Consider the following 12,339-nt stretch of genomic DNA (forward strand, 5'->3'; position numbering starts at 1 on the left):
GATATGGCGAAGATGCGAGCTATCGATGCTGCCGTGCGAATTCTGGAGAAGGAAGGCATCTCGACTGTCTTCGGGGTTCCCGGAGCCGCGATCAATCCGCTTTACTCGGCGCTGAAGAAGCGCGGCTCGATCCGCCACATCCTCGCACGACACGTCGAGGGCGCTTCGCACATGGCGGAGGGCTACACCCGCGCCAAGGCAGGCAATATCGGCGTCTGCATCGGAACCTCGGGGCCGGCCGGCACCGACATGATCACCGGGCTTTATTCGGCGATCGCCGATTCCATTCCGATCCTCTGCATCACCGGGCAGGCGCCGCGCGCGCGTCTCTACAAGGAGGATTTCCAGGCCGTCGACATCGAGTCGATCGCAAAGCCCGTGACGAAATGGGCGGTGACGGTGCGCGAGCCGGCGCTGGTGCCGCGCGTGTTCAGCCAGGCGTTTCATGTGATGCGCTCAGGGAGGCCGGGGCCTGTGCTGATCGACATGCCGCTCGACGTGCAGCTCGCCGAGATCGAGTTCGACGACGAGACCTATGAGCCGCTGCCGGTCTACAAGCCTACTGCGACGCGCAAGCAGGTCGAGAAGGCGCTCGAGATGCTCAACGCCGCCGAGCGTCCGCTGATCGTCGCGGGGGGCGGCATCATCAACGCCGACGCTTCGGATTTGCTGGTCGAGTTCGCCGAGATCGCCAATGTGCCTGTTGTCCCGACCCTGATGGGGTGGGGCGCGATCCCCGACGATCACGTGCTGATGGCCGGCATGGTCGGCCTTCAGACCAGCCACCGTTATGGCAATGCGACCATGCTCGAATCCGACTTCGTGCTCGGCATCGGCAACCGCTGGGCCAATCGCCACACCGGCTCGGTCGAGACCTATACCAAGGGCCGCACCTTCGTGCATGTCGACATCGAGCCGACCCAGATCGGGCGCGTGTTCAATCCCGATCTCGGCATCGTCTCGGACGCCAAGGCCGCGCTCGAACTCTTCGTCACCGTCGCCAGGGAGTGGCGCCGGTCAGGCAGGCTCCGTGAGCGCCAGGCGTGGCCTGCGGTCTGCCGCGATCGCAAGAAGACGATGTTGCGCAAGAGCCATTTCGACAACGTCCCGATCAAGCCGCAGCGCGTCTATGAGGAGATGAACAAGGCGTTCGGCCGCGACACCACTTACGTCACGGTGATCGGCCTGTCGCAGATCGCCGGCGCGCAATTCCTCGGCGTCTACAAGCCGCGCAACTGGATCAACGCGGGGCAGGCGGGGCCGCTCGGCTGGACATTGCCCGCCGCGCTCGGCGTGCGTGCCGCGTGTCCGGATCGCGAGATCGTGGCCCTCTCTGGCGACTACGACTTCCAGTTCCTGATCGAGGAGCTCGCGGTCGGGGCGCAGTTCAATCTGCCCTACATCCACGTGGTCGTGAACAATTCCTATCTCGGCCTGATCCGCCAGGCCCAGCGTGGTTTCGACATGGACTATCACGTCCAGCTCTCGTTCGAGAACGTCAATGCGCCTGAGCTCAATGGATACGGCGTCGACCACGTCGCGGTCGCCGAAGGCCTCGGCTGCAAGGCAATCCGCGTCACTGACCCGAAGGACACGCAGGCGGCATTCGCCACCGCGCGCGAATTGATGGCCAAGCACCGCGTGCCCGTGGTGGTCGAGTTCATCCTGGAACGCGTCACCAACATCGCGATGGGCACGGAGATCGACAACATCGTCGAGTTCGAGGAGGTGCTGGACCTTCCGCTCGACGAGGTCGCAACCACACGCGTGTTGCAGCCGGCGGAATAGGAGAGAAGATCATGCCGAAGTTTGCCGCCAACCTCACCATGCTCTTCAACGAGATGCCGTTCCTCGACCGCTTCAGTGCTGCGAAGGCGGCGGGCTTTTCCGGGGTCGAGTATCTCTTTCCCTATGATTTCGAAAAGGCGCAGCTGCGCGAGCAGCTCGAGGCCCACGGCTTGACGCAGGTGCTGCACAATCTGCCGGCGGGCAACTGGGCGGGAGGCGAGCGTGGCATCGCGATCCTGCCCGATCGCACCGCCGAATTCCGCGACGGCGTATTCCGCGCCATCGACTACGCCAAGGCGCTGGATTGCGAACAGCTCAACTGCCTCGTCGGTATCGCGCCCACTGACGCCGATCCGCGCGAGCTTCAGGAGACGCTGGTCGGGAATCTGCGCTTTGCGGCTTCGACGCTGGCGCGGGAGAACATCAAGCTGCTGGTCGAGCCGATCAACACGCTCGACATTCCCGGCTTCTTCCTCAACGGCACCGAGCAGGCGGTGCAGCTGATCTCGGACGTGCGGTCGAATAACCTCTTCATCCAGTACGACATCTACCACATGCAGATCATGGAAGGCGATCTCGCCCGCACCATGCAGGAATATCTGCCGCAGATCGCCCACATCCAGCTCGCCGACAATCCCGGCCGCCACGAGCCGGGCACCGGCGAGATCAACTATCCCTTCCTGTTCCGCCATCTCGATGCGATCGGCTATCGCGGCTGGATCGGCTGCGAATACAAGCCCCTCACCACGACGCTGGAAGGCCTTTCGTGGCACGCCGCGCAGACATTTGAGACGTAAGACCACGGTTGCGGTGCGCTCCCTCTCCCGCTTGCGGGAGAGGGCTGGGGAGAGGGTATCTCCACGATGGGAATCTCTGAGGCGCGCCGAGAAAGTCCCAAGGAGGAGAAAGCCCTCACCCGGCACTGCGTGCCGACCTCTCCCGCAAGCGGGAGAGGTGCACCGAGCGCGTGGATCGACTTAGCCCAAATCTGGAGGAATTAGACATGATCGACATCGGCTTCATCGGACTTGGCACCATGGGACGGCCGATGGCCGGTCATCTCCTGGCCGCGGGCCATCGTGTTCTCCTGCATGACGTCGCGCCAGTCGCGTCCGAGCTGATCTCTGCAGGCGGCATCGCCTGCAAATCGGCCAAGGAGGTCGCGGAGGAGGCGGACGCCGTCATCATCATGGTGCCGGATACGCCGCATGTGGAAGCCGTGCTGTTCGGCAAGGACGGCGTCGCGAGCGGCATCTCCAAGGGCAAGATCGTGGTCGACATGAGTTCGATCTCGCCGCTGGCGACGAAAGAGTTCGCGAAGAAGATCGAGGCGCTGGGTGCTGACTATCTCGACGCGCCGGTGTCGGGCGGAGAGGTCGGCGCCAAGGCCGCGAGCCTCACCATCATGGTTGGGGGGCCGGAGCGGGCGTTCAACACCATGAAGCCGGCCTTCGACAAGATGGGCAAGAACGTCACCCGCGTCGGCGCCAATGGCGACGGGCAGACGACGAAGGTTGCCAACCAGATCATCGTCGCGCTGACGATCGAGGCGGTGAGCGAGGCCCTGTTGTTTGCATCGAAGGCCGGAGCCGATCCGGCGCTGGTGCGGCAGGCACTGATGGGCGGATTCGCCTCCTCGCGCATCCTCGAAGTCCACGGCGAGCGCATGGTGAAGCGCAATTTCGATCCCGGCTTCCGCATCGAGCTGCACCAGAAGGATCTCAACCTCGCGCTCGAAGGTGCGCGTTCGCTCGGCCTTTCGCTGCCGAGCACGGCTGTGGCGCAGCAATTGTTCTCGTCCTGCACCGCGCATGGCGGCAAGGGGTGGGATCATTCGGCGATGGTGCGGGCGCTGGAACTGATGGCGGGGCACGAGATCGCCGCTGGCTGAACTGTTACGCCGTAACCGTCTCCAGATCTGGTGTGCTTTCGCCACGGGGAACCGGAACAACGGCCCGGCCCCGTGGTTGAAGGCGCATATCAATCACTGGAGGTTTTAGACATGAAAACCCGTCTTGCGATTACGTTGGCTGCCGCGTCGCTGCTGGCGTCGAGCGCAGCCTTTGCCCAGTCGACGACCGAACAAGGCGCCAGGGATGGCGCACGCGCGGGCGGCGATATCGGTGGCCCGGTCGGCGCGATGGTCGGCGGCACCGTCGGTGCGGCCGTCGGCGCGGGTCTCGAAATTCCGAATGCGATTCTCGGCGGAATCCCGCGAAGTGACTCGGTTGTCGTGGAGGAGCGCGTCGTGGTCGGCGAGCCGCTGCCTCCGACCGTGGTGCTGCGCCCGGTGCCGAACTACACCGAGTATCGCTATGCGGTCGTGAACGACCGCCGCGTGATCGTCGAGCCGCGCACCCGCCGCGTCGTCAAGATTATCGACTGATCGGCGGCTAACCTGAAGCGTTGAGAATATGGGCCCTGCGGAGCGTCACTCCGCGGGGCCTTCGCTTGCCACGGTGGAGCTTGGGCGAAGGCGCGTGAGCAGCCAATCGGCCGCCGCCGCGAGCGCAAAGCCGAAGCAGGCGGTGAGCGCGTCGACCAGAAAATCCTCCAGCCGGGCGTGGCGTCCGGGTGCCCAAAACTGCATCAGCTCGAGCACGCCGATCAGGGCGACCGCGGCCGCTGCGCTCGGCAGGCGCCGGCGCGGATAGGCGAGGCCGAAGGCCAGTCCCACCAGGATGAATGCAAGCGCATGTTCGCCGTCCTGGCCCAGGTCGGAATGGGGGCGCAGGCCGGGGGGACCGAGGGTGGCGAAAGTAACGGCGGCCGCGAGCAGCCAGGCAATGGAACGAACCAAAATGGACATCCGGCTCGCTTAGCACAGATTTGCAATGGGCCGTACAGTCCCCCCATCAGATCGACGTGTAGTTAATGACAAAATGTTAAAGTGGCTCGCGCACGCCGAGCCCGTGCATGAAGCGCTCCCGGATCTGCACGGGATCACGCCTTGTGGTGCCGACACCGGGCTTGTCGTCGATGCGGACCGCGATCAGGCTCGGTTCGGTGGCCGACATCGCCGCTTCGACCAGACGTTCGAAATCCTCCTCGTCCGCGGCCCAGGCGCTGTTGGAAAGGCCGGAGCCGACGGCAATGGCAACGATGTCGGCGACGCTTGCCGCAGGTGTCGGCTGTGCGCCGGTAATCTGGTAGATGCCATTGTCCATCACGACCATGACGAGGTTCTTCGGCTTCAGGCTCGCAATCGTCGAGAGCGCGCCGAGCTGCATCAACAGCGAGCCATCGCCTTCGAGTGCGAAGACGCGGCGGTCGGGCTGCGCCAGCGCGACGCCGAGCGCGATCGGAAAAGCGAGCCCCATGCTGCCCAGCATGTAGAAATTCTGCGGGCGGTGGCCGGCGGCCCAGAGGTCGAAATTGGTGTTGCCGATGCCGCCGATCACGGCTTCCTCGTGCTTGAGCCTGGCGATCAGCCGCGAGGTGACATCGAAGCGGTTCATCACCTTGGTATTTCGCGCGTTCATGGCGGTATTCATTTGGCCGACCTCACTTGTCGAAGGTCTTGCCGCCGGTGAGCAGCGGGTTGAGGATCAGCGCCACGGGCGCCTGCGTCGTAACGGCCTGCTTGATCGAGCGGTCGGCGATGAATTCGAGCTCGTCGAGCCGGGTGATGGTGTGGTGCTCGAGCGCCAGCGAGTCCAGCACCGGCCGCATGGTGCGGCAGACCAGCGACTGCCCGTAGTTGAACTCGCCGAGCGTGCCGCGCTCGGAGACGAACATGATCAGCGGGATCTGATAGGGCAACGCCAGCGAAGCCAGGACGTTGGCGAGCGTGGCAAAGCCGGAGGTCTGCATCAGCACCGCGCCGCGCCGACCGCCCATCCAGGCGCCCGAAACGATGCCGACCGCCTCCTCTTCGCGGGCGGTGGCGAAGGTGGTGAAGAAGGGGTCGGCGTGCAGGTTCTTGATCAGCGGGGTCAGCACGCGATCGGGCACGTAAGGGATGAGGCTGATCTCGTTCCGTTTCAGGGTTTGCAGGACGATGCCGTGCCAGCTGATTTCGCCGGCCCCCTGCGTCGCCTGGGGCGAAGTCTGCTGTTCCGCAATCGCCATTGCGTTCTCCCTTGGTCCGCGCATGCTTCTTGATTTTGACCGTCGCGGCAATCGGCCGAACTTGACGCAGCGGGCGGGATTGTCAACATGTCGCGGCCGGCACCGTGATCTGCGCCAGAAGACCTGCCGTGGTCGGCGCCGCCATGTCATATGTGTGGGACGAAAACTTGGGAGGAAGCACGGAGGGGGCGCGCGCCGCGCTGGCCTTGCTGATTCCTGGAGAGCCGGAAGGGTCCTGATGTCGGTCAACAGCAAGCGTGTCGTCTACTCCAATTATCTGGCCAATCCGATCTATATCGACATCCTCAAGGCGCGGCCCGACGTCCAGCTCGATCGCATCGAGAACGGGAGCCCTGAAGATGTCTACGCGCCGCTCCTCGGCGCTGCCCATGTCTACCAGGTCGGCGCCGCCCGCGACGAGCTCGCCCCGCATTTCCATGTCGATGCCGCCTTCCTGAAGCGCGCACCGAAGCTGCTGCTGGTTTCCAGCAACGGCGCGGGCTTCGACCCCGTCGACGTCGAGGCCTGCACGGCAGCCGGCGTCGTGGTCGTCAACCAGTCCGGCGGCAATGCCCATTCGGTTGCCGAGCACGCGCTGGCGATGATGCTGACGCTGTCCAAGCGCATCATCCAGTCGGATCGCCGCCTGCGCCGCGACCGCGACGTCAACCGCAACGATCTCGTCGGCAACGAGGTCGAGCACAAGACCGTCGGCATCATCGGCCTCGGCAATGTGGGCCGCCGCATCGCCGCGCTGTGCAAGGGCCTGCTCGGCATGAAGGTGCTGGCTTATGACCCGTATCTCACCGCCGAGGTGATGGCCGAGCGGGGCGGGGAGAAGGTGGAGCTCGACGAGCTGTTGCGCCGCGCCGATTTCGTCTCGATCTCCTGTCCGCTCAACAAGGGCAGCCGCAACATGATCAGCGTGCGCGAATTCGCGCTGATGCAGCCGCATGCCTACTTCATCACCACGGCACGCGGCTTCATCCACGACGAGGATGCGCTGCTCCAGGCCCTGCGCGACAAGCGCATCGCCGGTGCCGGCCTCGACGTCTGGTCCAAGGAGCCGCCGCCACCGGAGCATCCGCTGCTCCAGTTCGACAACGTGCTGGCGAGTCCGCACACCGCAGGCGTGACCATCGAAGCGCGCCAGAACATGGGCCGCATTGCGGCCGAGCAGGTGCTGGATACGCTCGACGGCAAGCGTCCGCCGCGCATCATCAATCCCGAGGTCTGGCCGGTTTATGCGGAGCGGTTCAAGCAGGCGTTCGGGGTGATGCCGGGGTAGGGACAACCGAAGCGACCCGCGGGCGAGAAATCGCCCTTGGCTTTGATCCGCGTCAAAATCCCCCTCCCGCATCCGGCCTAAATGGGATTAGAGTGCCGCCGGGCAGGCAGGAGGTCCCATGTCAACTTATGTCGTCAGGTTCATGAAGGACGTGCTTGGCCAGTACGGCCGGCAGATCGAAGTGTGTCAGGGCACGCTCGAGATCGACGCCTGCGATGAGGACGAAGCGCGAGAGCGGGCCAAGGCGAAGTTTTGCAAGGATCAAGCCTTGCATCATTGGTCGCTGCATGCCGACCGTATCCAGGTCAGACCGGCTGACTTTCCGTCCTGAGTTCTAGCGGCCGGGTGCCGCGACGGGCGGGGGCGCCGTCGTCCCGGCGCCGAGCGATCGCTGCACCATGACGGTGTCGGACCAGCGGCCGTGGCGATAGGCGACGCCGCAGAGCAGGCCGGCGCGCGCGAAGCCGAACTTTTCGTGCAGCGCCAGCGAGGGCGCGTTGTCGGCGTCGATATAGCCGATCATCTGGCGGAAGCCGGCCGCTGCACAGGCATCGATCAATTCCCGGAGCAGCAGCCGTCCGACCCCGCGGCCGAGTTGCTCGTGGTGAACGTAGATCGAATGCTTGGCGGTGTAGCGATAGGCCGGCCGCTTGCGGAACTGCACGGCGTAGGCATAGCCGACGACCTCGCCGCGAAAGGTCGCGACCAGATGCGGCAGGCGGGTCTGCTTCAGGTTCTTGCGCCGGTCGCGCAGATCGTCCGGCTCAGGCGCTCCGGTTCCCTCGACGTCGCGCGGCACGCCATTGCGGACGTGATGGCGGTAGATCGCCAGCATCGCCTCGACGTCGCTCTCACGTGAGGTGCGGACCAAAACCTGTTCGTCGTCTGTACGCGCATTTGCCGTTTCGTTCATTCGCACCTACTCGGCAACGACGTAAGTGTAGAGCCCGATACGCCCCTGCGCGTCGACCTCCTTGTAGACGCCCTGGATCTCGACGTCGAAGCCCGGAAAGGTGTTGAAGCAGGTTTCGAACATCTTGAGATAATCCACCATGGGCTTGGCCCGTTCGCTCAGCCGCTCGCCCGGAACGATGGTGGCGATGCCGGGCGGATAGACCACGAAGGGCGTGGTGGCGATGCGGCCCCCAATGGCCTCGATCGGCAGATAGTCGACGTCGTTCTTGAACAGGTAGCGCGCGGCATCGCGCGGCGACATCGCGATCTCAGGCATGTGCTCGGGCATGAACTGCCGCGCCTGGAGCGCGCTGACCTCGGCGGCCCGGAAGAAGCGGTGCATGTCGCCGCAGAGGTCGCGCAGGCGCACGCCGGCATAGCGCGCCTGCCGCCGCTGGTAGAACTCCGGGATGACGTCCGCCAGCAGCGCATTGTCGTCGTGCAGGCGCTTGAATGCGACGAGGCCGGAGATCAACGTTCCGGCCTTGCTCGCCTCGACGCCGGGGGTGAGCAGGAAGAGCAGGGAGTTGAGGTCGTTCTTCTCGGGGACGATGCGGTTCTCACGCAGATATTGCGCGACGACCGGCGCGGGGATGCCGTGCTCGACATAGGCCCCGGTGCTGCGGTCGAAGCCGGGGGTCAGCAGCGTCAGCTTGTTCGGGTCGGTCATGGCAAAGCCCTCGGTGAGGCCGGGGAAGCCATGCCAGTTGCTGTCCGGGGAGAGCTGCCACAGCGTGGGATTGGTGGCGAGCTCGTCGGTGGAGAGCGTTTCCCAGGCGACATTGTGTGCAGCGCCCGGGCGGCTGACGTCGGGTATGGCGACGCGATCGGGGACGAAGGGTTCGAAGAACCAGCGCCGATCCGGATTCTGCTCCTTCTCCTCGAACTCCCGGCGCATTGCGCGGATCTTTTTGCGCAGCTCGATGCCGAGCCGGATCGTGTCGTCCCACAGCACTTCGCCGGAGCGGCCCTTCATCATCTGCGCGCCGACGTCGAGGGAAGCGAACAGGGGATAGAACGGCGACGTGGAAGCGTGCTGCATGAAACTTTCGTTGAAGCGGCGGTGCTCGACGCGCCGCTTCTGGCCGCGGATGTGGCGGTCCTTGATGTGAATCTGCGAGGCCTGCGAGAAGCTGGCGAGCTGCTTGTGGGTCGACTGCGTCGCGATGATGCCGGGCGCCTCGGGGGGAAGATTGGACAGGCCCATGGCAAAGCGGCCGGCATAGAGCGGGTGGAACTTCATGAAGCCGGCCCAGGCCTCGTCGAACAGGATGTATTCGCAGAGATGGCCGATGCGTTTCAGGATCATCTCGGCGCTGTGGATGGTGCCGTCATAGGTGCACTGCTCGACCACGGCGACGCGGAACGGCCGCTCCTTGCGCCAGGCGTCGCGATCCCCAACCAGCGGATGGTTACGGATCGCCTCGCGCAAGGCCTTTTCGTCGAGCATGTCCCAGCGCATCGGGCCGATCAGGCCCCAGGCGTTGCGGATGGTCGGGACGTAGACCGGGACGCCGCCATTGATCATCAGCGCGCCGTGATGGGCGGCCTTGTGGTTGTTGCGGTCGAACAGCACGAGATCACCGTCGGTGACGAGCGCGCCGAGCGCGACCTTGTTCGAGGTCGAGGTGCCGTTGAGCACGAAATAGGTCTTTTCCGCCCCGAAGATCCCTGCTGCTTCCTTCTGCGCCTTCAGCGCGGGACCTTCATGGGTGAGGAGGTCGCCGAGGTCGAGCACGGAATTGTCGAGATCGTCGCGGAACACGGATTCGCCGAGATGCTCGACGAACACCCGTCCGATCGGGCTGCGGTTGTAGAACACGCCGCCATTGTGACCGGGGCAGGTCCAGAGCTGGTTGCCTTCCTCGGCATAGTCGACCAGCGCGCCGAAGAACGGTGTCTTGAGCGTCTCGGCATATTGCTTGAGCCGACTGATCAGGTTCTTGGCGATGAAGGTCGGCGTCTCCTCGGACAGGAAGACATAGCCGTCGATGAAGTCGAGCACCTCGACCGGCAGGTCCTCGAAGCGCTTGCGCCGGATCAGCAGGATGATCGGAAAGTCGAGGCCGCGCCGCCGCATCAGGTTGATCAGCGCCGAGGTCTTGCCCTCCAGGCCCTTCTTGCCCCAGTCCACCACCATGCAGCCGATCGCGGCATCGGTCTGGACCGCCATCTCGGCGTCTTCGAGCTTGCGGGCCCGGACCACCTCGAAGCCGGAACGCTGGATCTCCTCGATGATCTGGTTGAAGCGGACGCCCTCGAGGTCGTCGGCGTCGAACACAGGTGCGGCGAACAGGAAGTTGAAGCGCTTGAAATAGTCCATGTCGGGTCCCGAATGTGCGGAGAGTCACAGCTCTCGGCACATTCGATGACAATTCGATGACAATGGCGTGGATGGGCTCGGTCGCGTTTGCGGAAGGGGAGAGCTGCTAGCGCTTTGCCTCGCCGAACACCACCGTCGGCACCGCGCGGTTGACGATTTCGCGTAGCGCGACTCGATTGCACGCGCGCGACGCGCGGCAGTCGGGACAGCTCGGTGCGGTGGATACGCTCGAAGTCCTGGATGTCGCGGGCAAGCACGATGAGGATGTAGTCGTCGGTTCCCGACATCAGGAAGCAACGCACGACGGAAGGGCATTTCACGACCTCCGCCTCGAACGCCTTCAGCGCTTCGTCGCTCTGGCTCTCCAGCGCGATGCGAACCAGCACGGTTGTGGTGAGGCCGAACTGGGCGAGGTCGAGCGCGGCGCGGTAGGCCTGGATGTAGCCCTCGTCCTCGAGCGCCTTCTGCCGCCGTGCCAGCGCCGTGCTTGATAGCCCGACCTTGTTGGCAAGCTCGGTGTGGCTGGCACGCGCATTGGTCGTGAGTTCCGCGAGGATCGCGAGGTCTTTCCGGTCGAGGGGCAATGTTTCGTTTCCAGCGTGAAGGGGCGCTTCAGCGCCGGAAACCGGCGCGGGCCGACCGAAACTAGCGGATATTTGCACGAAACCAAACCGGCCCCGTCGCTACGATGAGGAACAGAATCAAGGCGTCGGCAAAGGAGCCCGGAAGATGCGCGTCGGTGTGCCCAAGGAGATCAAGGTGCAGGAATATCGCGTCGGGCTCACCCCGGGCGCCGTCCGTGAATATGTTGCAGCCGGGCACCAGGTGATGGTCGAGACCGGCGCCGGCGGCGGCATCGGCGCGTCCGATGAGGTGTATCGGCGGGCAGGGGCCACCATTGCCGAGAGCGCCCGCGACATCTTTGCCAAGTCCGACATGATTGTGAAGGTGAAGGAGCCGCAGAAGAGCGAATGGGCCAAGCTCCAAGAAAGCCAGATTCTTTTTACCTATCTTCATCTTGCGCCGGATCCGGAGCAGGCGAAGGGCCTGGTTGCCTCCGGCTGCACCGCGATCGCCTATGAAACCGTCACGGACGCGAGCGGTCACCTGCCGCTGCTCGCGCCGATGAGCGAAGTCGCTGGGCGCCTCGCCATCGAGGCTGCCGGCGCCGCGCTCAGGCGGTCGGCCGGCGGCCGCGGGCTGCTGCTCGGCGGCGTGCCGGGCGTGCAGCCGGCGCGGGTCGTCGTGCTCGGCGGCGGGGTCGTGGGGACGCAGGCGGCACGCATGGCCGCAGGTCTCGGTGCGGAAGTGACGGTGATCGACCGCTCGATTCCTCGTCTACGCCAGCTGGACGATCTCTTTATCGGACGCGTGCGCACCCGCTTTTCGACGATCGAGGCGGTCGAGGAGGAGGTGTTCGCCGCCGACGTCGTGATCGGCGCGGTGCTGGTGCCGGGCGCAAGCGCACCGAAGCTGGTCACGCGCGCGATGCTGACATCGATGCGGCCCGGCGCCGTGCTGGTCGACGTCGCGATCGACCAGGGCGGCTGCTTCGAGACCTCGCATCCGACCACGCACACTGATCCAACCTATGAGGTGGATGGCGTCGTGCATTACTGCGTCGCCAATATGCCGGGCGCGGTGCCGGTGACGTCCAGCCAGGCGCTGAACAACGCGACGCTGCCGTTCGGCCTGATGCTGGCGAACAAAGGCTTTGCCGCGGTGCTGGAGAACCCGCATCTGCGCAACGGGCTCAACGTGCACCGCGGGCGGATTACCAACAAGGCGGTGGCGGAGAGTCTGGGGCTGGAGTTCGCGCCGGTGGAAAGCGGGTTGGCGGCGTAGAGGCCGCAACCTCCGTCATTGCGAGCGCAGCGAAGCAATCCAGGATCTTTCCGCGGAAAGACTCTGGATT

The 12,339-nt window shown here is 64.8% G+C and carries 12 protein-coding genes and 1 pseudogene; 7 read left to right on the forward strand and 6 right to left on the reverse strand.

What is annotated here, in order from left to right; translation table 11 throughout:
- Positions 1-3: 3 nt before the first annotated feature.
- The 4 genes from gcl to IVB26_RS15085 all read left to right on the forward strand — a co-directional run bounded on the left by gcl (position 4) and on the right by IVB26_RS15085 (position 4,174).
- Positions 4-1,788 carry a glyoxylate carboligase gene (gcl, locus tag IVB26_RS15070; RefSeq protein ID WP_247972372.1) on the forward strand — a complete coding sequence of 595 codons (1,785 nt, stop codon included), beginning with the start codon at positions 4-6 and terminating at the stop codon, positions 1,786-1,788.
- An 11-nt stretch (positions 1,789-1,799) separates the two neighbouring features.
- Entirely contained in the window at positions 1,800-2,585 is a 786-nt protein-coding gene (gene hyi / locus IVB26_RS15075; protein ID WP_247972373.1) for a hydroxypyruvate isomerase, read from the forward strand.
- Between the two features lie 206 nt (positions 2,586-2,791).
- The gene (locus IVB26_RS15080; protein ID WP_247972374.1) at positions 2,792-3,679 is read left to right on the forward strand and encodes a 2-hydroxy-3-oxopropionate reductase; all 888 of its coding nucleotides are present in this window, start codon (positions 2,792-2,794) and stop codon (positions 3,677-3,679) included.
- A 111-nt stretch (positions 3,680-3,790) separates the two neighbouring features.
- Positions 3,791-4,174, forward strand: a complete 384-nt coding sequence (locus tag IVB26_RS15085; RefSeq protein ID WP_246922329.1) for a DUF1236 domain-containing protein — start codon at positions 3,791-3,793, stop codon at positions 4,172-4,174.
- 45 nt (positions 4,175-4,219) lie between these two features.
- Here the strand turns inward: IVB26_RS15085 and IVB26_RS15090 are convergent, their stop codons facing one another.
- From IVB26_RS15090 to IVB26_RS15100, 3 genes are all read right to left on the reverse strand, one after another.
- Positions 4,220-4,597, reverse strand: coding sequence for a VanZ family protein (locus tag IVB26_RS15090; protein WP_247972375.1), 378 nt, complete (start codon positions 4,595-4,597; stop codon positions 4,220-4,222).
- A gap of 76 nt (positions 4,598-4,673) precedes the next feature.
- A complete protein-coding gene (locus tag IVB26_RS15095; RefSeq protein ID WP_247972376.1) occupies positions 4,674-5,282 on the reverse strand; it encodes a thiamine pyrophosphate-dependent enzyme in 609 nt (202 codons plus the stop codon).
- 10 nt (positions 5,283-5,292) lie between these two features.
- Positions 5,293-5,859, reverse strand: coding sequence for a thiamine pyrophosphate-binding protein (locus IVB26_RS15100; RefSeq protein WP_247972377.1), 567 nt, complete (start codon positions 5,857-5,859; stop codon positions 5,293-5,295).
- Between the two features lie 238 nt (positions 5,860-6,097).
- Between IVB26_RS15100 and IVB26_RS15105 the strand changes: the two genes are divergently transcribed.
- Together IVB26_RS15105 and IVB26_RS15110 are read left to right on the forward strand one after the other, a co-directional pair.
- On the forward strand, positions 6,098-7,147 hold the full coding sequence (locus tag IVB26_RS15105; RefSeq protein ID WP_247972378.1) for a hydroxyacid dehydrogenase: 1,050 nt from the start codon (positions 6,098-6,100) through the stop codon (positions 7,145-7,147).
- Positions 7,148-7,265: 118 nt separating this feature from the next.
- Positions 7,266-7,478 carry a hypothetical protein gene (locus tag IVB26_RS15110; RefSeq protein WP_247972379.1) on the forward strand — a complete coding sequence of 71 codons (213 nt, stop codon included), beginning with the start codon at positions 7,266-7,268 and terminating at the stop codon, positions 7,476-7,478.
- A gap of 3 nt (positions 7,479-7,481) precedes the next feature.
- Here the strand turns inward: IVB26_RS15110 and IVB26_RS15115 are convergent, their stop codons facing one another.
- The 3 genes and pseudogenes from IVB26_RS15115 to IVB26_RS15125 all read right to left on the reverse strand — a co-directional run bounded on the left by IVB26_RS15115 (position 7,482) and on the right by IVB26_RS15125 (position 11,008).
- Entirely contained in the window at positions 7,482-8,060 is a 579-nt protein-coding gene (locus tag IVB26_RS15115) for a GNAT family N-acetyltransferase (protein ID WP_247972380.1), read from the reverse strand.
- 6 nt (positions 8,061-8,066) lie between these two features.
- Positions 8,067-10,424 (reverse strand): Orn/Lys/Arg family decarboxylase, encoded by a 2,358-nt coding sequence (locus IVB26_RS15120; protein WP_247972381.1) that lies wholly within the window; start codon positions 10,422-10,424, stop codon positions 8,067-8,069.
- 106 nt (positions 10,425-10,530) lie between these two features.
- Positions 10,531-11,008, reverse strand: a pseudogene (locus tag IVB26_RS15125) (Lrp/AsnC family transcriptional regulator).
- 145 nt (positions 11,009-11,153) lie between these two features.
- Here IVB26_RS15125 and ald point away from each other — a divergent pair.
- On the forward strand, positions 11,154-12,269 hold the full coding sequence (gene ald, locus IVB26_RS15130) for an alanine dehydrogenase (RefSeq protein WP_247972382.1): 1,116 nt from the start codon (positions 11,154-11,156) through the stop codon (positions 12,267-12,269).
- Positions 12,270-12,339: the final 70 nt, after the last annotated feature.

It is taken from the genome of Bradyrhizobium sp. 195 (assembly GCF_023101665.1).
GTDB lineage: Bacteria > Pseudomonadota > Alphaproteobacteria > Rhizobiales > Xanthobacteraceae > Bradyrhizobium.